At 69.6% G+C, this 19,910-nt stretch carries 16 protein-coding genes; 13 read left to right on the top strand and 3 right to left on the bottom strand.

The genetic code is table 11. The features are described 5' to 3' along the window. The 10 genes from KHF85_RS13705 to KHF85_RS13660 all read left to right on the top strand — a co-directional run bounded on the left by KHF85_RS13705 (window position 1) and on the right by KHF85_RS13660 (window position 11,571). Entirely contained in the window at window positions 1–1,440 is a 1,440-nt protein-coding gene (locus KHF85_RS13705) for an aldehyde dehydrogenase family protein (protein ID WP_284567084.1), read from the top strand. Window positions 1,441–1,537: 97 nt separating this feature from the next. Then, the gene (locus KHF85_RS13700; protein WP_284567083.1) at window positions 1,538–2,530 is read left to right on the top strand and encodes an ABC transporter substrate-binding protein; all 993 of its coding nucleotides are present in this window, start codon (window positions 1,538–1,540) and stop codon (window positions 2,528–2,530) included. Between the two features lie 13 nt (window positions 2,531–2,543). After that, entirely contained in the window at window positions 2,544–4,058 is a 1,515-nt protein-coding gene (locus KHF85_RS13695; protein ID WP_284567082.1) for a sugar ABC transporter ATP-binding protein, read from the top strand. After that, window positions 4,055–5,110: an ABC transporter permease gene (locus KHF85_RS13690; RefSeq protein ID WP_284567081.1), complete on the top strand. Its 1,056-nt coding sequence runs from the start codon at window positions 4,055–4,057 to the stop codon at window positions 5,108–5,110. Before KHF85_RS13695 ends, KHF85_RS13690 begins: the two co-directional genes overlap by 4 nt. Further along, window positions 5,107–6,135: a galactofuranose ABC transporter, permease protein YjfF gene (yjfF, locus tag KHF85_RS13685; RefSeq protein ID WP_284567080.1), complete on the top strand. Its 1,029-nt coding sequence runs from the start codon at window positions 5,107–5,109 to the stop codon at window positions 6,133–6,135. Before KHF85_RS13690 ends, yjfF begins: the two co-directional genes overlap by 4 nt. Further along, window positions 6,132–8,090 carry a glycoside hydrolase family 127 protein gene (locus tag KHF85_RS13680; protein ID WP_284567079.1) on the top strand — a complete coding sequence of 653 codons (1,959 nt, stop codon included), beginning with the start codon at window positions 6,132–6,134 and terminating at the stop codon, window positions 8,088–8,090. Before yjfF ends, KHF85_RS13680 begins: the two co-directional genes overlap by 4 nt. After that, a complete protein-coding gene (locus KHF85_RS13675) occupies window positions 8,087–8,803 on the top strand; it encodes a glycoside hydrolase family 97 N-terminal domain-containing protein (RefSeq protein ID WP_284567078.1) in 717 nt (238 codons plus the stop codon). Before KHF85_RS13680 ends, KHF85_RS13675 begins: the two co-directional genes overlap by 4 nt. Before the next feature lie 33 nt (window positions 8,804–8,836). After that, complete coding sequence (locus KHF85_RS13670; protein WP_284567077.1) at window positions 8,837–10,057, top strand: glycoside hydrolase family 97 catalytic domain-containing protein; 1,221 nt, start codon at window positions 8,837–8,839, stop codon at window positions 10,055–10,057. Between the two features lie 75 nt (window positions 10,058–10,132). Beyond that, entirely contained in the window at window positions 10,133–10,753 is a 621-nt protein-coding gene (locus tag KHF85_RS13665; RefSeq protein WP_284567076.1) for a glutathione S-transferase family protein, read from the top strand. Between the two features lie 98 nt (window positions 10,754–10,851). Continuing rightward, window positions 10,852–11,571: a hypothetical protein gene (locus tag KHF85_RS13660; RefSeq protein WP_284567075.1), complete on the top strand. Its 720-nt coding sequence runs from the start codon at window positions 10,852–10,854 to the stop codon at window positions 11,569–11,571. Window positions 11,572–11,700: 129 nt separating this feature from the next. On the opposite strand, the gene KHF85_RS13655 is transcribed toward KHF85_RS13660, so the two are convergent. Next, window positions 11,701–12,969 (bottom strand): cation:proton antiporter, encoded by a 1,269-nt coding sequence (locus tag KHF85_RS13655; RefSeq protein ID WP_284567074.1) that lies wholly within the window; start codon window positions 12,967–12,969, stop codon window positions 11,701–11,703. 312 nt (window positions 12,970–13,281) lie between these two features. Between KHF85_RS13655 and KHF85_RS13650 the strand changes: the two genes are divergently transcribed. After that, complete coding sequence (locus tag KHF85_RS13650; protein ID WP_284567073.1) at window positions 13,282–13,755, top strand: hypothetical protein; 474 nt, start codon at window positions 13,282–13,284, stop codon at window positions 13,753–13,755. Window positions 13,756–13,862: 107 nt separating this feature from the next. On the opposite strand, the gene KHF85_RS13645 is transcribed toward KHF85_RS13650, so the two are convergent. Then, window positions 13,863–15,455: an alpha-N-arabinofuranosidase gene (locus KHF85_RS13645; RefSeq protein WP_231104238.1), complete on the bottom strand. Its 1,593-nt coding sequence runs from the start codon at window positions 15,453–15,455 to the stop codon at window positions 13,863–13,865. Between the two features lie 539 nt (window positions 15,456–15,994). On the opposite strand from KHF85_RS13645, the gene KHF85_RS13640 reads away from it, so the two are divergent. Then, window positions 15,995–17,047 (top strand): aldose epimerase family protein, encoded by a 1,053-nt coding sequence (locus KHF85_RS13640; RefSeq protein WP_284567072.1) that lies wholly within the window; start codon window positions 15,995–15,997, stop codon window positions 17,045–17,047. Window positions 17,048–17,190: 143 nt separating this feature from the next. Here the strand turns inward: KHF85_RS13640 and KHF85_RS13635 are convergent, their stop codons facing one another. Beyond that, a complete protein-coding gene (locus KHF85_RS13635) occupies window positions 17,191–17,985 on the bottom strand; it encodes a cytochrome C assembly family protein (protein WP_284567071.1) in 795 nt (264 codons plus the stop codon). A gap of 161 nt (window positions 17,986–18,146) precedes the next feature. Between KHF85_RS13635 and ffh the strand changes: the two genes are divergently transcribed. Further along, window positions 18,147–19,544, top strand: coding sequence for a signal recognition particle protein (ffh, locus tag KHF85_RS13630; RefSeq protein WP_284567070.1), 1,398 nt, complete (start codon window positions 18,147–18,149; stop codon window positions 19,542–19,544). The last annotated feature ends 366 nt before the right edge of the window (window positions 19,545–19,910 follow it).

Here is a 19,910-nt window from a genome sequence, read left to right as displayed (position 1 = left end):
ATGAGCCAACGTTTCCAGAGCTATATCGACGGCCAGTGGGTGGCCGGCAGCGACATCGCGGCGGACGAGAATCCGTCCGACCTGTCCGCGCTGGTGGGCGAGGTCGGCAGCGTCGATGCCGACGCGGTGCGCGGCGCGATCGCCGCGGCCAACGCGGCGCAGGCCAAGTGGGCGGCGAGCACGCCGCAGCAGCGCGCCGACGCGCTGGACTTCGTCGGCAGCGAGATCCTGGCGCGCAAGCAGGAGCTGGGCACGCTGCTGGCGTCCGAAGAAGGCAAGACCCTGCCGGAGAGCATCGGCGAGGCCGCCCGCGCCGGGCAGATCTTCAAGTTCTTCGCCGGCGAGGCGCTGCGCATTCCCGGCGAAAAACTCGCCTCCACCCGTCCTGGCGTGGACGTGGAGATCACCCGCGAGCCGGTCGGCACGGTCGGCATCATCGCGCCGTGGAATTTCCCGCTGGCGATCCCGGCGTGGAAGATCGCCCCGGCGCTGGCCTACGGCAACACCGTGGTGTTCAAGCCGGCCGAGATCGTGCCCGGCTGCGCCTGGGCGCTGGCCGAGATCCTCAGCCGCGCCGGCCTGCCCAGCGGCGCATTCAACCTGGTGATCGGCAGCGGCCGCACCGTCGGCCAGGCGCTGGTCGAGGACCGCGGCATCGACGCGCTGAGCTTCACCGGCTCGGTGCCCACCGGCAACCATCTGCTCAAGCAGGCGGCCGCGCGCGGCTTGAAGATCCAGCTGGAAATGGGCGGCAAGAATCCGCTGGTGGTGCTGGCCGATGCGGACCTGGACCTGGCGGTGGAAATCGCGGTCAACGGCGCGTATTTCTCCACCGGCCAGCGTTGCACCGCGTCGAGCCGGCTGATCGTGGAGCGCGCGGTGTACGATGAATTCGTCGCACGTGTGAGCAAGCGCCTGGCCATGCTGAAGATCGGCCATGCGCTGACCCCCGGCATCGACATCGGCCCGGTCGCCAGCGCCAGCCAGTTCGCGCAGGACCGCGACTACGTGCGCATCGCCCAGGAAGAAGGCGCCGAGCTGGTGTACGGCGGCGACGCGCTGGAATGCGAGCATCGGGGCCACTACATGCGCCCGGCGCTGATCGCCGCGCAGCCGCAGCACCGCATCGCACGCGAGGAAGTGTTCGGCCCGGTCGCGGCGGTGATGCCGGCCGACGACTACGAACACGCGCTGGCGCTGGCCAACGATACCGAATTCGGCCTGTGCGCCGGCATCGCCACGCGCTCGCTGCAGCACGCCACGCATTTCAAGCGGCATGCGCAGGCCGGCATGGTGATGGTCAACCTGCCCACCGCCGGGGTCGATCCGCACGTGCCGTTCGGCGGGCGCAAGGCGTCCAGCTACGGCCCGCGCGAGCAGGGCCGCTATGCGGTGGAGTTCTATACGACGGTCAAGACGGCCTATACATTCGCGGGATGAACTGATCGATCCATTCGCGCGCCTGCCTGGGAGGGTGGGCGGCCGCCGCGGCCCGAGCGCCGCGCGACCGCCAGCGTGCAATCAACGAGGAGGGGTTATGCAGAAGTCAGGTATGCGTGCGGCGGTGCTGGGAATGGTGGTCCTGCTGGGCGCGGCGTTGAGCGCGTGTTCCGGCGGCGGCAAGGACGCGGCCGCCAAGCAGGGCCAGATCACGGTCGGCTTCAGCCAGGTCGGCGCCGAGAGCGAGTGGCGCACCGCCAACACCGCCTCGGTCAAGCAGGCGATCGAGCAGGCGGGGATGAAACTGAAATTCTCCGATGCGCAGCAGAAGCAGGAGAACCAGATCAAGGCGCTGCGTTCGTTCATCGCCCAGCGCGTGGACGTGATCGCGTTCTCGCCGGTGGTCGAATCCGGCTGGGAAACCGTGCTGCGCGAAGCCAAGGCGGCGAACATCCCGGTGGTGCTGACCGACCGCGCGGTCAAGGTCTCCGACGACAGCCTGTACACCACGCTGATCGGCTCGGACTTCGTCGAGGAAGGGCGCAAGGCCGGGCGCTGGCTGCTCGAACAGTCGCCGCTGAAGGACGGCGACAAGCCGGTGCGCATCGTCGAACTGCAGGGCACGGTCGGCTCGGCGCCGGCGATCGACCGCATGCAGGGCTTCAAGGAAATCATCGCGGCCAACCCGCGCTTCCAGGTGGTGCGCTCGCAGAGCGGCGACTTCACCCGCGCCAAGGGCAAGGAAGTGATGGAGGCGTTCCTGAAGTCGGAAGGGCGCAACATCGACGTGCTGTACGCGCACAACGACGACATGGCGATCGGCGCGATCCAGGCGATCGAGGAAGCCGGGCTGAAGCCGGGCAAGGACATCCTGGTGATTTCCATCGACGGGGTGAAGGGCGCGTTCGAGGCGATGCAGGCCGGCAAGCTCAACGTCACCGTCGAATGCAATCCGCTGCTCGGTCCGCAACTGGTGCAGGCGATCCGCGACGCCAAGGCCGGCAAGCCGCTGCCCAAGCGCATCGTGGTCGAAGAATCGGTGTACACCCAGGAGCAGGCCGCCGCCGAGCTACCCAAGCGCAAGTACTGACGGGGTGCTGCCGGTGACCCCCGTCGTGCTGCACGCACAGGGCCTGAGCAAGGCCTACGCCGGCGTTGCCGCGCTGGACGATGTGGCGCTGTGCCTGCGCGGCGGCGAGATCCACGCGCTGATGGGCCAGAACGGCGCAGGCAAATCCACCCTGATCAAGTTGCTGACCGGCGCGGTTGCGGCCGATGCCGGGCGTATGGCGCTGGGCGGCGACGCGATTGCGCCGAGCTCGCCGCTGCAGGCGCAGCAGCTGGGCATCAGCACCGTGTACCAGGAAGTGAACCTGTGCCCGAACCTGTCGGTGGCCGAGAACATCTTCGCCGGGCGCTATCCGCTGAAGGGCTGGCCGCGGCGCATCGACTGGCGCCGGGTCGAGCGCGAGGCGCGCGAGTGCCTGCAGCGGCTGGGCGTGGACATCGACGTGCGCCGCGCGCTGTCCGCCTATCCGGTGGCGGTGCAGCAGATGGTGGCGATCGCGCGCGCGCTGAGCGTGTCGGCGCGCGTGCTGATCCTCGACGAACCCACCTCCAGCCTCGACGAAGGCGAGGTCGCCGAACTGTTCCGGGTGATGCGCGGTCTGCGCGAGCAGGGCATGGCGATCCTGTTCGTCACCCATTTCCTCGACCAGGTATACGCGGTGTCCGACCGCATCAGCGTGCTGCGCAACGGCCGCCTGGTCGGCGAATACCTGGCCGCGGAGCTGCCGGCGCCGCGGTTGATCGCGGCGATGGTCGGGCGCGAACTGGACGTGGCCGCCGCGGCCGCCGCCGCGGTGGACGCCGCGCCGGCCGAAGCCGCGCCGGTGCTGCTGCAGGCGCAGGGCCTGGGCCGGCGCGGCCAGCTGCACCCGATCGACCTGCAGCTGCGCCGTGGCCAGGTGCTGGGCCTGGCCGGCCTGCTCGGCGCCGGCCGCACCGAACTGGCGCGGCTGCTGTTCGGCCTGGACCGCGCCGATTGCGGCCGCGTGTCCATCGACGGACACGCCGTGGCGCTGCGCGGCCCGCCCGATGCGATCCGCCACGGCCTGGCGCTGTGTCCGGAAGAACGCAAGACCGACGGCATCGTCGCCGAGTTGTCGGTGCGCGAGAACATCGTGCTGGCGCTGCAGGCGCGCATGGGCCTGCGCCGGTTCCTGCCGCTGGCCGAGCAGGTGCGCATCGCGCAGGGCTATGTGGACGCGCTGGGCATCAAGACCGCCAGCGTGGAGACACCGGTCGGCCTGCTGTCCGGCGGCAACCAGCAGAAAGTGGTGCTGGCGCGCTGGCTGGCGACGCGGCCGCGGCTGCTGATCCTCGACGAACCCACCCGCGGCATCGACATCGCCGCCAAGCAGGACATCATGACCCGCATTCTGGCGCTGGCCCGCGAGGGCATGGCGGTATTGTTCATTTCCGCCGAGATCGCCGAGATCGAGCGCATCGCCGACCGCATCGCGGTGCTGCGCGAACGCCGCCTGGTCGGCGAACTGCCCGGCGGCTGCGGCGAGCGTGCGGTGTTCGAACTGATCGCCGGGAGCGCGGCGGCATGAGCGTGGCGAGCACTTCCTCGCCGCGCGCGCCGCGGCTGCCGGCACGCATCGCGGCCCATCCGCTGTTCTGGCCGCTGGCGACGCTGGCGTTGCTGCTGCTCGGTAACGGCCTGTGGAATCCCGGCTTCCTGGCGCTGCAATGGCGCGACGGGCATCTGTACGGCAACCTGGTGGACATCGGCAACCGCGCCGCGCCGCTGGCGTTGGTAGCGCTGGGCATGACCCTGGTGATCGCGGTGCGCGGCCTGGACATCTCGGTCGGCGCGGTGGTGGCGATCGCCGCGACGGTGGCGGCGTGGATGATCGGCGGCGGCGAACACAGCCGCTTCCCGCTGTGGGCGGTGATCGTGGCGCCGCTGCTGGTCGCCGCCGCGTGCGGGTTGTGGAACGGCTTGCTGGTGGTCAAGGTCGGCATGCAGCCGATCATCGCCACGTTGATCCTGATGGTGGCCGGGCGCGGCGTGGCCCAGCTGATCGGCGATGGCCAGATCCTGACCATCTACTACCCGCCGTATTTCTATCTGGGCAACGGCTTCCTGCTCGGCCTGCCGTTCGCGCTGTTCGTGGTCGCCGCGGTGTTCGTGGTGTTGCAGCTGCTGCTTGGGCGCACCGCGCTGGGTCTGTTCGTGCGTGCGATCGGGCACAACCCGCGCGCGGCGCGCGTGGCCGGGATCAAGGCGCGGCTGATCGCGGTGCTGCTGTACGTGTTCTGCGCGTTCAGCGCCGGCCTGGCCGGGCTGCTGATCAGCTCCAACGTCAAGAGCGCCGACGCCAACAACGCCGGCCAGCTGATGGAGCTGGACGCGATCCTGGCGGTCACCCTTGGCGGCACGCTGCTCGACGGCGGCCGCTTCAGCCTGGCCGGCAGCCTGATCGGTGCGCTGATCATCCAGACCCTGACCGCGACGATCTATGCGATCGGCGTGCCGGCGCAGGTCAACATGCTGATCAAGGCGTTGCTGGTGTTCGCGGTGATGCTGCTGCAGTCGCCGCAGTTCCGCGCCAGCGTGCGCGGCTGGGTGCGGCGTGCCGAGCCGGGAGCGCGGCGATGAGCGCGGCCGGGGCGCCGATCCAGCGCGCGCATGGCCTGCGCCGCGCCGGCACGCTGCTGCACGGCGCGCGCCTGCCGCTGGCGATCACCGTGGCTCTGTTCGTGGCCATGGCCGGCGCCGGCGGCGTGCTCTACGACGGCTTCCTGTCGCCGCAGGTGTTCGCCAATCTGCTGATCGACAACGCCTTCCTGTGCATCGCCGCGGTCGGCATGACGTTCGTGATCCTGAGCGGCGGCATCGACCTGTCGGTGGGCGCGGTGATCGCCTTCACCACGGTGCTGTCGGCGTCGCTGGTGCAACGCCACGGCTGGTCGCCGCTGGCGGCGATCCCGCTGCTGCTGCTGCTCGGTGCGCTGTTCGGCGCGTTCATGGGCATGCTGATCCAGCGCTACCGGCTGCAGCCGTTCGTGGTGACCCTGGCCGGCATGTTCCTGGCGCGCGGCGCCAGCTATCTGATCAGCGTCGATTCGATCCCGATCGACGATGCGCTGTATGTGGCCATCGCCCAGTTCCGCGTGCCGATCGGCGCCGGTGCCTCGCTGTCGATCGGCGCGCTGATGGCGCTGGCCACGGTGGCGCTGGGCATGTGGCTGGCGCACTGCACGCGCTTCGGCCGCTGCGTGTACGCGCTGGGCGGCAGCGAGGCTTCGGCGCGGCTGATGGGCCTGCCGGTGGCCGCCACCCAGGTCAAGGTCTACGCCTTCAGCGGATTCTGTTCGGCGCTGGCCGGGGTGGTGTGCACGTTCTACATGCTGTCCGGCTACAGCCTGCATGCGCTGGGCCTGGAACTGGATGCGATCGCCGCGGTGGTGATCGGCGGCACGTTGCTCGCCGGCGGTAGCGGCTATGTGATCGGTACGCTGTTCGGCGTGCTGATCCTGGGCGTGATCCAGACCCTGATCGTGTTCGACGGCACGCTCAGCTCGTGGTGGACGCGCATCGTGATCGGCGCGCTGCTGCTGCTGTTCTGCCTGCTGCAGCGCGTGTTGACCCGGCGCACGCCGGATGCGGGAGCGGATCCATGACGGACTATGAAGAGGCAGGCCTGGCCTGCACACGCCGCGACTTCCTGCACTACGGCGGCGCCTCGCTGGCCGCACTGGGCCTGTTGACGCAGGGCGAGGCGCTGGGCGCGGCAGCATCGGCCGCCATGCCCGAGCAGCCGAAGCGGCAGCCGGTCGTGCCGCTGCGCGAGCAGCCGTTCGCGCTGGGCCAGGTGCAATTGCTCGACGGCCCGTTCCTGCAGGCGCGCGAGCGCGACCGCCGCTACCTGATGTCGATTCCCAACGACCGCCTGCTGCACAATTTCCGGATTGCTGCGGGCCTGGCCTCGCACGCCGAACCGCTGGGCGGCTGGGAGTCGCCGCGGTGCGAACTGCGCGGGCATTTCGCCGGTGGCCATTACCTGTCCGCTTGCGCGCTGCTGTACGCCGCCACTGGCGATGCCGCACTGAAGGACAAGGCCGATGCGCTGGTCGCCGAACTGGCGCGTTGCCAGCGCGAAGACGGTTATCTCGGTGCCTATCCGGCCGCGTTCTACGCGCGGCTGCGCCGCGGCGAGGAAGTGTGGGTGCCGCTCTACACCGCGCACAAGATCCTGGCCGGGCACCTGGACATGGCCCGCCATGCCTGCAATGCGCAGGCGCTGCGCACCGCGCAGCGCTTCGCCGACTGGCTGGGCGCGTGGATGGACGGCTGCGACGACGCGCAGTGGCAGCACATCCTCGGCGTGGAGTTCGGCGGCGTGCAAGAGTCGCTGCTCGAGCTATACCTGCTCAGCGGCGATGCCAGGTACCAGCGCTGGGCCGCGCGCTACCAGCAGGCCTCGCTGCTGGAACCGCTGGCGCAGCAGCGCGACACACTGGCCGGCCTGCACGCCAACACCCAGATCCCGAAGATCGTCGCTGCCGCGCGCGCCTACGAGATCGACGGCGAGCCGCGCCAGCGCCAGATCGCCGAGTTCTTCTGGCGTACGGTCAGCGGCCACCATGCCTATTGCACTGGCGGCGTCAGCGACTTCGAGATGTTCGGCAAGCCCGACCACTTCGCCGGGCGCCTGAGCGGGCACAGCCACGAGTGCTGCTGCAGCTACAACATGCTCAAGCTGACCCGGCACCTGTACACCTGGCAGCCGGATGCGGCGCTGATGGACTACTACGAGCGCGTGCTGTTCAACGCGCGCCTGGGCACCCAGGACCAAGCCGGCATGATGATGTACTTCGTGCCGATGGATGCCGGCTACTGGAAGCTCTACAACACCCCGTTCGCCTCGTTCTGGTGCTGCACCGGCACCGGCGTGGAGGAGTTCGCCAAGAGCAACGACAGCATCTACTTCCGCGACGCTGCCGGCCTCACCGTCAATCTGTTCATCGCCTCGCAGCTGGACTGGGCCGAGCGCGGCCTGCGCGTCGTGCAGCGCACCCGCTTCCCGCAGCAGGAGGGCACCGCGCTGGAGTTCCAGTGCAAGCGCCCGCAGCAGATGACCCTGCGCCTGCGCATCCCGTACTGGGCCACGCAGGGCGTGCGCCTGCGCATCAACGGCAAGGCGCAGGCGGTCAAGGCGACACCTGGCAGTTATCTGGCGCTGGAGCGCCGTTTCGCCGACGGCGATCGCATCGAACTGGACCTGCCGATGGCGCTGCACGCCGCGCCGCTGCCCGACGAACCCAGCCTGCAGGCGATGATGTACGGCCCGCTGGTGCTGGCCGCGCAGTTGGGCAGCGACGGCATCGATCCGGCGCAACTGCACGTGTCCGACCAGCGGCCGTCGTTGAACCGGATCGTCGGCCGCCAGCTGCCGTCGGTGTATTTCGCGCCGGAAACATTGTGGGCGCGCAAGCGCGAAGGCCATGAGCAGGTGTTCGAGGCCGACGGCATCGAAGGCCCGATCACCCTGCTGCCGTTCTACCGCATCGCCCACGAGCGCTATGCGGTCTATTGCCGGGCGAGGCCGGTATGGGAAAAGAACCCGCAGTTTTGAGCCGCTGGCGCAGGGCCTCGGCGATGATCGCCGCGGCCTGTGCGTTGCTGCTGTGCGCGCTGCCGGCGCTGGCCGCCGAGCGCATGGTCGGCGACGTGCTCAGCCCGGACGCCACGCTGCGCGCGCAAGTGAGCGTGGACGCGGCCGGCAGCGCGCACTACCGCGTGCTGCGCGACGGGCGCGAGGTACTGCTGCGCTCGCGGCTGGGCCTGGTCCGCGACGATGCTGATTTCTCCAAGGGCCTGCGCCTGCTCGCGGTGTCGCCGGTCGCGCCGGTGCACGATCGCTACGCACTGCTGACCGGCAAGCGGCGCATCAACGACTACCGCGCCAACCGCCGCGTGTTCTCCTGGCGCGGCGCCAACGGCGAGCGCCTGCAGATCGAATTCCAGGTCTCCGACGATGGCGTCGCGTTCCGCTACGTCTTCCCGCAGCGCGATGCGACGATCCGCCAGCTGCGCGAGGACGCCACCACGTTCCGCTTCGCCGCCGCCACCCGCGCCTGGCTGCAGCCGATGTCGCCGGCCAAGACCGGCTTCGGCAGGACCAATCCCTCGTACGAGGAGTATTACCTGCAGGACATCGGCGTTGGCACGCCATCGCCGCTCGCCGCCGGTTGGGTGTATCCGGCCCTGTTCCGCCATGCGGCGGACTGGGTTCTGCTCAGCGAAGGCTCGCTCGGTCGCGGCCATGCCGGCAGCCGCCTGCGCTAGGTCGCCGACGCGCCCGGCGAATACGCGATCGGCATGCCCGATCCGCGCGAGGTGCTGCCCGGCGGCGCCGCCAATCCGCGCTTCGCGCTGCCGTGGCGCTCGCCGTGGCGCATCGTCGCGGTCGGCAGCCTGAAGACCATCGCCGAGTCCACGCTCGGCACCGACCTGGCCGATCCGCCCGCGGCCGCGCCGATCGCGCCGCCGCAGCCGGGCAAGGCGGCGTGGAGCTGGCCGCTGCTCGGCGATGGCGCCACCACGTTCGAGGTGCAGAAGCGCTACATCGACTTCGCCGCGCGCATGGGCTGGCGCTACACCTTGATCGACGCCCTGTGGGACACGCAGATCGGCGAGGACAAGCTGCGCGCGCTGATCGCCTACGCGCGCGCCAGGCAGGTGGCCATCCTGCTCTGGTACAACTCGGCCGGCAGCTGGAACGACGCGCCGCAGACCCCGCGCGACCGCATGCTGACCCACGCCAGCCGCATCCGCGAGTTCGCGCGGCTCAAGGCGATGGGCGTGGCCGGGGTGAAGATCGACTTCTTCGGCGGCGACGGGCAGTCGATGATCGGCTACTACCTGGACATCATGGAAGATGCCGCGCCCTACGGGCTGATGCTCAACTTCCATGGCGCCACCTTGCCGCGCGGCTGGCAGCGCACCTGGCCCGACCTGATGACGATGGAGGCGGTGCGCGGGCTGGAATTCGCCACCTTCGAGCAGGTCAACGCCGACCAGGTGCCGGCGCATGCGGCGATGCTGCCGTTCGCGCGCAACGTGTTCGACCCGATGGACTTCACCCCGCTGGCCCTGGTCAAGCTCAACGACAAGGTGCAGCGTCGCACCACGCCGGGCTTCGAGCTGGCCGAGACGGTGCTGTTCGTGTCCGGCATCCAGCATTACGCCGAGACCCCGGAGACTCTTGAGAAGGCCGCGCCGGAGGTGCAGGCGCTGCTGCGCGAGCTGCCCTCGGTGTGGGACGACAGCCGCTATGTGGACGGCTATCCCGGCCGCTTCGCGGTGTTCGCGCGGCGCGGCGGCACGCGCTGGTACGTGGCCGGCATCAATGCCGATGCGCAGCCGCGCACGCTGCGCCTGAACCTGGCGGAGCTGGGCGTGGCTGGCCGCGGCGCCCGCCTGATCGTCGATGGCGACGGCCCGCTGGGCCTGGCCAGCCGGCGTATCGAGGTGGGGCCGACGCAAAACGTCGAGGTGGCGTTGCCGGCGCGCGGCGGCTTCTTGCTGCAGTTCGACTGAGCGCGCTCGCCGCTGCCGGCGGCGCAGGCCGGCACGCGCCGGCATAGAATTGGCGCTCGCGACAGGAGTGCTGCCATGCTGAAGATCTGGGGCCGACACAATTCGAACAACGTGCGCAAGGTGCTGTGGTGCGCCGAGGAAATCGGCGTGGACTACGCGTCGATCGAGGCCGGCGGCGCGTTCGGCAAGACCGCCGATCCGGCCTACCGCGCCTTGAATCCCAACGGCCTGGTGCCGGCGATCGAGGACGACGGCCTGGCGCTGTGGGAATCCAACGCCATCGTGCGCTACCTGGCCGCGCGCTACGCGCCGGACATGCTGTATCCGCAGGATCCGGCCGCGCGCGCGCGTGGCGACAAGTGGATGGACTGGACCACCTCCCGCTTCGCCGGCGCGTTCCGCGACCTGTTCTGGGGCACGCTGCGCACCGCGCCCGAAGCGCGCGACGAGGCCAGGATCGCCGCCGCGCTGGCGCGTTCGGGCCAATTGCTGGGCGTGGCCGATGCGGCGTTGGCGCAGCAGCCGTGGCTGTCGGGCGAGCAGTTCGCGATGGGCGACATCCCGCTGGGCAGCTTCGCCTACGCCTGGTTCGAGATGCCGATCGAACGGCCGGCGCTGCCGCATCTCCAGGACTGGTACCGGCGCCTGCAACAGCGTCCGGCCTACCGCAAGGGCGTGATGACGCCGCTGACCTGAGGATGGCGTGGCCTGCGGCCAGCGTTGCCGCGCCCGTTTCGCTGCGGCGGCCATTCCGCTCGAGCGCATCCGCTACCTGACGGCAAGGAGCCGCCACCGTGATCGAAACTCCCAAAATCGTGTTGTGCATTCCCGGCCCATGGCCGGACCGCTCGGATCTGCTCGCGCGCATCGTCCGCGACTGCGGCGGCTATCTGTTCGCCGGGCAGGTTCTGCTGCATGTGCAAAGCGGCGACGCGTTCGAACTGCAATACGAGCCGCGCGACCCGCGCATGGCGGACGCGTTCGCTGCCGCCGGGCCGCATTGGCTCGATTCCGACGACATGGCGCGCATCCACGCGCATGCCTCGGTCGTGTACCTGATCGGCGATGGTGGTTCCCGGGCGCGCGCCGAGGCGATGATGCTGGCGGCCGCGGCGCTGCTGGATGCCGGCGGCCTGGGGGTGAAGGTCGAGAGCAGCGGCGTGGCGCACGGCCCGGGCGCGTGGCGCCAGCTGTGCGCGGACCTGGCCTTGTTCAGCGCCCATCGTGCGTATGTGTTGAACCTCACCGGCGAGCAGGTGTATTCCTGCGGCATGCACCAGTTCGGCATGAAGGACGCGATCGTCGCGGCGCAGGCGGCAGACGACCCGGTCGCGCTGCTGCACGCCTTCACCTGGTATCTGTTCACCGAAGCGCCGCCGATGCGCGAGGGCCACACCTTCGCCGTCGCGGAGGATGCGCCGCGCTACCGGCTCGACGCCGAACCCAGCGCCCAGTTCCAGCCCGGCGACCTGTTCGCCAATCCCTACGGACTATGGCGGCTGACGCCGTTGTGAGGTTCCGTGCAACCGTGCCTGTAGGAGCGGCTTCAGCCGCGACAGCACTTCACGGCAAGTCCCATCGCCAACACGCCTCATGACACGCTAGGCGCACATGACGCCACCCAAACCGCTCAGCGCGGCGCGCTACAGCCGGCCGCCGGCCGCTGCCGGCGCCGCCTCGCGCGCGGCGGCGCGGCGCATCACCCAGTTGAACAGCGGCGTGGCCAGCAAGGTGGACACGATCGCCATCAGCACCAGGATCGAGAACAGGCCCTGCTCGATGACCCCCGCCTGCAGGCCGATGTTGATGATGATCAGCTCCATCAGCCCGCGTGCGTTCATCAGCGCGCCGATCGCCATCGCGTCGCGGTTGTTCTCGCCGCTGACGCGCGCTGCGGCCCAGCAGGCGATGCCCTTGCCCAGGAAGGAGGCGAGCAGGATCGCCACCGCGGCGATCAGGATCTGCGGATCCAGCAGCACGCTGAGCTGGGTCTTGAGCCCGGAGAAGGTGAAGAACATCGGCAGCAGGAACACCACCACGAACGGCTGCAACTGCTCGCGCAGCTTCTCGGTCAGCGCGCCCTTGGGCAGGCAGGCGCCGAGCAGGAAGCCGCCGAACACCGCGTGGATGCCGATCGCGTCCATCGCCCAGGCGCTCAGGCAGAACAGCATCAGCACCACCGCCAGCACGCTGGCGCTGAGCGGCTGGTCGGGACGCACGTGCTCGGCCAGGCGTCGCAGCCAATGGCGGCCGACCAGCAGCATGAACAGCGCGTAGCCCACGCCGCCGCCGATCGCCAGATAGGCGCTGTTCCAGCTGCCGCCGAAACTGGCCAGCACGATGGCCAGGATGCACCACGCCGCGGCATCGTCCACCGCGCCAGCGGTGAGTGCCAGGGTGCCGAGCGAGCTGCCGGTGAGGCCGCGCTCGTGGATGATCCGCGCCAGCATCGGGAACGCGGTGATGGCGATGGCCGCGCCCAGGAACAGCGAGGCTTCCAGGATCTTGGCCCTGGCCGAGAACAGGCCCGGGGTGTGCAGCAGCCACGGCACCAGCGCGAACGCCAGCACGAACGGCACCGCGATGCCGGCCAGCGACACGCTCATCGCGCTGCGGTAACGCGCACGGAAATGGTCGCTGCGGAAGTCGGTGCCGACCAGGAACATGTACAGGCCCACGCCGAGCTGCGCGACCACGTACAGCATGTCCAGTGTCTGCTTGGGGAACAGCGCCTGCTGCAGCTCCGGCAGCACCAGGCCGAACAGCGACGGCCCCAGGGCGACGCCGGCGATCATCTCGCCCACCACCTGCGGCTGGCCCACGCGCTTGGCGAGCAGGCCGACCAGGCGGCATATCAACAGGATCGCCGCCGCCTGCAGAAAAAAATACACCGACATCTGCGGGGTGGTCATGGGGCACGTATCCTCGATAGGTCGGCGGATGATAGGAGCGTAGCGCACAGAAATCCACGGAGGCCGGCCGCCGCCATGCGCGCCGGCCGCTGCCGCGAACCGCCGCTGCTACCTTCGGCACCGACCGTTGCGCGCCGGATGCAGTGCCTGGGAAGCGGCGCGGCGGGCTGTGGGCGGCCGCCGGGCGCGTGGTCGCCAGGCCGGATCGCGCGAGGTCGCGGGGCCGATTCACCGGCGCCGGCGCTTTTGCCCGGCGCTTGCGCGCGCGCCGCGATCCAGGCTTGATAGGCGCCCCCGACCGCGGAGCCGCGCATGCGTCGATTCGTTGCCATTCTCGTCTTGCTGCCTGCGCTCGCCGCGGCGCAGGCGCCGCCATGCGCGACGCCGCTGCAGGTGGCGCAGCGGCTGTACCAGGCGCGCGATTTCTATCGGCGGCCGCAGAACCTGGACGGGCTGCTGACCCCGTCCTTCGCCCACGCGATCAAGACCGAACTCGCTTGCGCCGAGCGCGAGGGCATCCGCTGCCTGCACGACGACCCGTGGACCAATGCGCAGGATGGCGACATCCAGGACACGCCGCGTTTCACGCTGGTGTCCGGCGGCTCCCTGGCGACCGTGCTGGAGGTGCGCATGGACTATCGGCTGGCGCTGCGCGGCGCGGCCAGCAAACCCGGCACGGTGAAGATCGAACTGCAGCGCCGCGGCAACGGCTGCTGGGCGGTCAGCGACCTGATCTCGCCGGACGGCGACTCGCTGTTCGCGCGGCTGTCCGACACGCCGGAGTAAGCGCGGCGCATAAAAAAACCACGCCGACCTGCGTCGACGTGGTTTGGACGACCAGCCCGCGCCCTGCAGCGGGAGGGTGGGCGCGAAGGCGTCCGCGACTATCGCGTCTATTGCAGCTTCAGCATCACGATCGCCTTGGCCGGCAGCGCCACCTTCAGCGTGCCGCCCTGCAGGCTTGCGCCGTTGAACGCGGCCGGCTGCACCGCCTGCGGTTGCTCGAAGGTATTGAGCGCGGTGATCTTCGGCGCGGTGAGGATCTGCCCGCTGACGCCGCCGGCCTGTACCCCGCCGACCTGCACCACGACCTCGGCGCTGCGGTTCGGGTCCAGGTTGGTCAGCGCCACGTAGACGTGGCCGTCCTTGGCCTTGACCGCCGAACCGTGCACCGACGGCACCGTGTAGTTGCCGAGCTTGTAGTCGGGCGCCTTGATCTGCAGCGGCAGCGCGGTCGCGTCCTGGTACGGCTTGTACATCGCGAACACGTGGTAGCTCGGGGTCAGCAACATCTTGTCGCCGTCGGTGAGGATCATCGCCTGCAGCACGTTGACCATCTGCGCGATGTTGGCCATGCGCACGCGGTCGGCGTGTTGGACGAAGATGTCCAGGTTGAGCGAGGCCACCAGCGCATCGCGCAGCGTGTTCTGCTGGTGCAGGAAGCCCGGATTGACGTTGGGCAGGCCGCCGTACCAGGTGCCCCATTCGTCCACCACCAGCGCGACCTTCTTGCCCGGGTCGTACTTGTCCATGATCGCGCTGTGCTTGGTCAGCAGCTCGTCCATCACCAGCGTGCGCGACAGGGTCTCGATCCAGTCGTTCTCGTTGAAATCGGTGGACGAGGCGCGCGGCGGCCAGCCGCCGGGGACCGTGTAGTAGTGCAGGCTCATGCCGTCCATGAACTTGGTGGCCTCGCGCATCATCACTTCGGTCCAGTGATAATCGCCCTCGTTGGGGCCGGGCGCGATCTTCATGATCTTCTGGTCGGCCGGCGCCTTGACGAAGGTCTGGTAGCGGCGATACACGTCGGCGGCGTATTCGGCGCGCATGTTGCCGCCGCAGCCCCACAGCTCGTTGCCGACGCCGAAGTACGGCACCTTCCACGGCGCCTGGCGGCCGTTGCCGCGGCGCTGGTTGGCGAGCGTGGACTTGGTCGGCGCGGTCATGTACTCCACCCATTGCGCCATTTCGTCCGGCGCGGCGTCGCCGACGTTGCCGGCCACGTAGGCCTGGGTGCCGACCAGTTCGGTGAAATCCATGAACTCATGGGTGCCGAAGCTGTTTGGTTCCTCGACGCCGCCCCAGTGCGTGTTGATGCTGGTCGGGCGCTTGGCGCGCGGGCCGATGCCGTCGCGCCAGTGGTATTCGTCGGCGAAGCAGCCGCCGGGCCAGCGGATGTTGGGCACGTCCAGCGCCTTCAGCGCCGCGACCACGTCGTTGCGGTAGCCGCGGGTGTTGGGGATCTTCGAGTCCGGCCCGACCCACACGCCGCCGTAGATGCCGTTGCCCAGGTGTTCGGCGAACTGGCCGAACAGGTTGCGCGAAACCTGCGCGCCCGGCTGGTCGGCATGCAGCGTGCCGCGCACCTCCACGTCGGCGGCCTGCGCCAGTCCGGCGCCGAGCGTCAGCGCGGCCACCGCGGCGGCCAGCGGCAGGCGTCGCCGCCAGCGCAGCGCAGCGTGTTTCAGTGAGCGTGTCGAAAGCATCGTGGGTCTCCTGGGTCGGTGGGGCGGCGGCTGCCCGCAAGGGCGCCGCGTCGGTGAAGGGCGGCATTCGCCGCGTGCGGCGCATGCAATCTGATGGAGGCTGGCGCACGCATGGCGAACGGCGGCGGCTGACAGGGTGCGGCGGCACGGCAGCGGATCCCGGCCACGGTTCGAGCATAGGCAGGCCGGCACGTTGCGACCAATCACTTAAATCCTCGCTGCTATAGCCGATTCGCATTGCTGCGGCGGCGGTCCTGCGGCGTGCGTTGCCGTTGCGCTCCCGGTGCGCGCATCGAGGATAGGCGCGCGACAGATCGCCGACCAATGATTTAAATCGGCGTAGCGATATGGGGATTGCAATGATGCGATGCCGCAGATTGCGTGCGTGGATTGCGCCGCGCCGCGCCGTGCCATCGCAGCGGCAAGCGCGCGGCGCGTTGCATCGCTGCGCCAGCGTGCGCGACGATGGCTTGCCGGCAGCTGTGCTGGTTATGCTGCGCGGCACGCGTGGAACGCGCCCACCCAACCAGGACCCCTGCATGTCATCGATCTTCGGCCAGCTTCCCGACGGTACCGCCATCCAACGTGTGGTGCTGGACAGCGGCGCAGGCCTGCGCGCGGAGCTGCTGACCTACGGCGGCCTGTTGCGCAGCCTCAGCCTGGACACCGCGCGCGGCCGCACCGAGCTGGTGCTCGGCCTGCCGACGCTGGACGCCTACCTGCACGATCCGGCGTATCTCGGCGTGCTGGTCGGCCGCTTCGGCAATCGCATCGCCGGCGCGGCTTTTGCGCTGGACGGACAACGCTACGCGGTCGCCGCCAACGAGGGCGCCAATCATCTGCATGGCGGCGCGCGCGGATTCGGGCGCCGGGTGTGGTCGGTGCAGGCGCAGTCCGAGCGCAGCCTGCAGCTGCGCTACGACTCGCCGGCCGGTGAGGAAGGCTATCCGGGCAACGTGCAGGTCGGCGCCGAGTTCAATGTGCACGGGCGCACCCTGGAACTGGAGTTCGCCGCGCAGACCGACGCGCCGACGCCGCTCAATCTCACCCATCATCCGTATTTCAACCTGGCCGGCGACGCCGGCGTGGCGGCCGCCGCGCAATGGCTGCGGGTGCCGGCCGACCGCTACCTGCCGGTGGCCGACGCCGCGTTGCTGCCCACCGGCGAGGTCGCCGCGGTGGCCGGTACGCCGTTCGACTTCCGCAGCCCGCGCGCGATCGCCGACAAGGACAGCGCCGCCGATCCGCAGCTGCGCCTGAGCGGCGGCTACGACCATTGCCTGGTGCTGGCCGAACCGCGCGACTGCAGCGCCATCCTGTATTCGCCGCACAGCGGCGTGGCCATGCGCATCGCCAGTGCGATGCCGGCGCTGCAGCTGTACGAAGGGCATTGGCTGGACCGCCAGCATCCCGGCCTGGGCCGTGGCGTGTGCCTGGAGCCGCAGGGCTATCCGGATGCGCCGAACCAGCCGGGCTTCCCCGACACCATCCTGCGCCCCGGCCAGGTCTACCGGCACCGCATCGAATACCGCTTCGCCGAGGTCGGCGCGCATGCCGATTGGGCCGCGGTGGAGGCGGCGCTGGCCGAGTGAGGCGCGCTACCGGCCTACCGGCAGACAGCGCACTTCCTGTAGGAGCGGCTTCAGCCGCGACAGACGCCGTCCGGAGAGCCTGTCGCGGCTGAAGCCGCTCCTACAGGGGAAGCAGGGCGCTTCCCGGGGCTGCCGCGCCGCCGCTACTGCGGGTGGCCCAGCACCAGTTCGATCACGAACTTGCTGCCGAAGAACGCCAGCAGCAGCAACAGCATCGCCGCCAGGGTCCAGTGCACCGCCTTGATCCCGCGCCAGCCGTAGCGCCAGCGGCCGAACAGCAGCGCGCCGAACACGATCCACGACAGCACGCTGAGCACGGTCTTCTGCACCAGCCGCTGCGCCAGGAAATCCTGCACGAACAGCACCCCGGTCAGCAGGGTCAGGGTCAGCAGGATGAAGCCGACCGCAATGGTGCGGAACAGCAGCGTCTCCAGCGCGGTCAGCGGCGGCAGCGCGCGCAGCCACGGGTGGAAATCGCGGCGCCGCAGCGCGCGCTCCTGCAGCCACAGCATCACCGCCAGCAACGCGGCGATGCCCAGCGTGGCGTAGGCCAGCAGCGCCATCCACGCGTGCAGCTGCAGCCGCCAGTCCAGCACCGGCGCCGGCTCGTGGCCGTGCGAGTGGTAGGCCAGCAGCAGCGCCGCCGACAGCGGGAACACCACCACGCCCAGCGCCGCCATGCGCCCGCTGGCGCCGACCAGCGCGGTCATCAGTGCCATGCCCAGGCTGACCAGCGACAGCGCGGCGAAGAAGTGCATGTCCGGCCCGCCGGCGGTGTGCAGCGCCACCTGCACGTGGTAACCGGCATGCAGCGCCACCGCCGGCAGCGCCGGCCACAGCCAGGCGCGGCTGTGCTCGACCCGGTCGCGCACCACCGAGCCGACCAGCAGGCCGGTGGCGCTCAGGTACAGCAGGGTCGCGACGAGGATCAGGAACATCGCGCCAGTTTCGCATATCGGGCCGGCGCTGGTGGCGCGGGTACCGTGCTGTGCGCGCCGCGGCGGACCTGGGACGCCGCCGTCTCCGCGATCGCCGGCGGGCGCGGCTACAACGGGCGCGGCTATAATCGGCAACCGTTTCCCGTCTGCGACCCGCCCGCATGTTCGAATCCCTCACCCAACGCCTCTCCGGCACCATGCAGCGTTTGCGCGGCCGCGGCCGCCTGACCGAGGAGAACATCCGCGAAGCCACCCGCGAGGTGCGCATCGCGCTGCTCGAGGCCGACGTCGCGCTGCCGGTGGTGCAGGCGCTGATCGAGCGCATCAAGGTGCGCGCGGTCGGCCAGGAAGTGCTCAAGAGCCTGACCCCGGGCCAGGCGCTGATCAAGGTCGTGCGCGACGAGCTGACCACGGTGATGGGCTCGGCGGCCAGCGACCTCAACCTCAACGTGCCGGCGCCGGCGATCGTGCTGATGGCCGGCCTGCAGGGCGCGGGCAAGACCACCACGGTCGGCAAGCTGGCCAAGCACCTGAAGGAAAAGCGCAAGAAGAAGGTGATGGTGGTCTCGGCCGACGTCTACCGTCCGGCCGCGATCGAGCAGCTCAAGACCCTGGCCGAGCAGGTCGGGGTGCTGTTCTTCCCGTCCGATGCCTCGCAGCAGCCGGTGGACATCGTCCGCGCCGCGATCGCCGACGCGCGCAAGTCCTTCGTCGACGTGCTGCTGGTGGATACCGCCGGCCGCCTCGCCATCGACGCGGCGATGATGGCCGAGATCAAGGCGCTGCACGCCGCGATCAACCCGGCCGAGACCCTGTTCGTGGTCGATGCGATGACCGGCCAGGACGCGGCCAATACCGCCAAGGCGTTCAGCGAGGCGCTGCCGCTGACCGGCGTGGTGCTGACCAAGACCGACGGCGACGCCCGCGGCGGCGCCGCGCTGAGCGTGCGCTACATCACCGGCAAGCCGATCAAGTTCATCGGCGTGGGCGAGAAGCCCGACGGCCTGGACGTGTTCCATCCCGACCGCCTGGCCAGCCGCATCCTGGACATGGGCGACGTGCTGTCGCTGGTCGAGCAGGTCGAACACCAGGTCGACAAGGACAAGGCGCAGAAGCTGGCCGAGAAGGTCGCCAAGGGCAAGAAGTTCGACCTCAACGACATGCGCGACCAGCTCGAGCAGATGCAGAACATGGGCGGCATTTCCGGGCTGATGGACAAGCTGCCGGGCATGGGCCAGATCCCCGAGCACCTCAAGCAGCAGGTCGCCGGCAACAAGGACGTGCCGCGCATGATTGCCATCATCGGCTCGATGACCAAGAAGGAGCGGCGTAATCCGACCCTGCTCAACGGCTCGCGCCGCGCCCGCATCGCGCGCGGCTCCGGCACCCAGCCGGCCGACGTCAACAAGCTGATGAAGCAGTACCAGCAGATGGAGAAGATGATGTCGAAGATGGCCGGCGGCGGCATGAAGGGCCTGATGCGCGGCATGAAGGGCATGAAGGGCATGATGGGCGGCATGGGCGGCATGGGCGGCCGCGGCGGCCTGCCGTTCCGCTGAGCCCCCTCACAGCGCTCGAAAAGTCGCCCCTCTCCCCCGGGAGAGCCTGATTAGCGCTGTGTCTCAGCTGGTGATGCTGCCTTGGTTTAGAAATGCAGGTTCTTCAGTGAGATACGGCGATAATCAGCCTGGGAGAGGGGGTGGGGTGAGGGTACGGCGCGCAAGCGTGTCGCGGAGTTGGGGGCACGAAGCTGCGCCCGTCCCCTCATCCGGCCCTGCGGGCCACCTTCTCCCGCTGGGAGAAGGCACTGCCGCCATGACAAAGAAACCACAGGGTCCCGACGGGACAAGCAACAGCCACCTCGCCTGCATGGAGAGGCGAGGGTGAGGGGTGTTGTGGTCAAGTTTTGGTGGACACGTGGATAG

The sequence above is a fragment of the Xanthomonas graminis pv. graminis genome, from assembly GCF_030168915.1.
GTDB classification, from domain to species: Bacteria; Pseudomonadota; Gammaproteobacteria; order Xanthomonadales; family Xanthomonadaceae; genus Xanthomonas_A; species Xanthomonas_A translucens.
This window is presented reverse-complemented; position numbering and strand designations above follow the sequence as displayed.

Excerpts from the sequence above, each read along its gene's own strand:
- KHF85_RS13700 (WP_284567083.1), top strand. The coding sequence starts at position 1,538 with ATGCAGAAGTCAGGTATGCGTGCGGCGGTGCTGGGAATGGTGGTCCTG.
- KHF85_RS13640 (WP_284567072.1), top strand. The coding sequence starts at position 15,995 with ATGTCATCGATCTTCGGCCAGCTTCCCGACGGTACCGCCATCCAACGT.
- yjfF (WP_284567080.1), top strand. The coding sequence starts at position 5,107 with ATGAGCGCGGCCGGGGCGCCGATCCAGCGCGCGCATGGCCTGCGCCGC.
- KHF85_RS13645 (WP_231104238.1), bottom strand. The coding sequence starts at position 15,455 with ATGCTTTCGACACGCTCACTGAAACACGCTGCGCTGCGCTGGCGGCGA.
- ffh (WP_284567070.1), top strand. The coding sequence starts at position 18,147 with ATGTTCGAATCCCTCACCCAACGCCTCTCCGGCACCATGCAGCGTTTG.
- KHF85_RS13665 (WP_284567076.1), top strand. The coding sequence starts at position 10,133 with ATGCTGAAGATCTGGGGCCGACACAATTCGAACAACGTGCGCAAGGTG.
- KHF85_RS13635 (WP_284567071.1), bottom strand. The coding sequence starts at position 17,985 with ATGTTCCTGATCCTCGTCGCGACCCTGCTGTACCTGAGCGCCACCGGC.
- KHF85_RS13650 (WP_284567073.1), top strand. The coding sequence starts at position 13,282 with ATGCGTCGATTCGTTGCCATTCTCGTCTTGCTGCCTGCGCTCGCCGCG.
- KHF85_RS13670 (WP_284567077.1), top strand. The coding sequence starts at position 8,837 with ATGCCCGATCCGCGCGAGGTGCTGCCCGGCGGCGCCGCCAATCCGCGC.
- KHF85_RS13705 (WP_284567084.1), top strand. The coding sequence starts at position 1 with ATGAGCCAACGTTTCCAGAGCTATATCGACGGCCAGTGGGTGGCCGGC.
- KHF85_RS13655 (WP_284567074.1), bottom strand. The coding sequence starts at position 12,969 with ATGACCACCCCGCAGATGTCGGTGTATTTTTTTCTGCAGGCGGCGGCG.
- KHF85_RS13680 (WP_284567079.1), top strand. The coding sequence starts at position 6,132 with ATGACGGACTATGAAGAGGCAGGCCTGGCCTGCACACGCCGCGACTTC.
- KHF85_RS13690 (WP_284567081.1), top strand. The coding sequence starts at position 4,055 with ATGAGCGTGGCGAGCACTTCCTCGCCGCGCGCGCCGCGGCTGCCGGCA.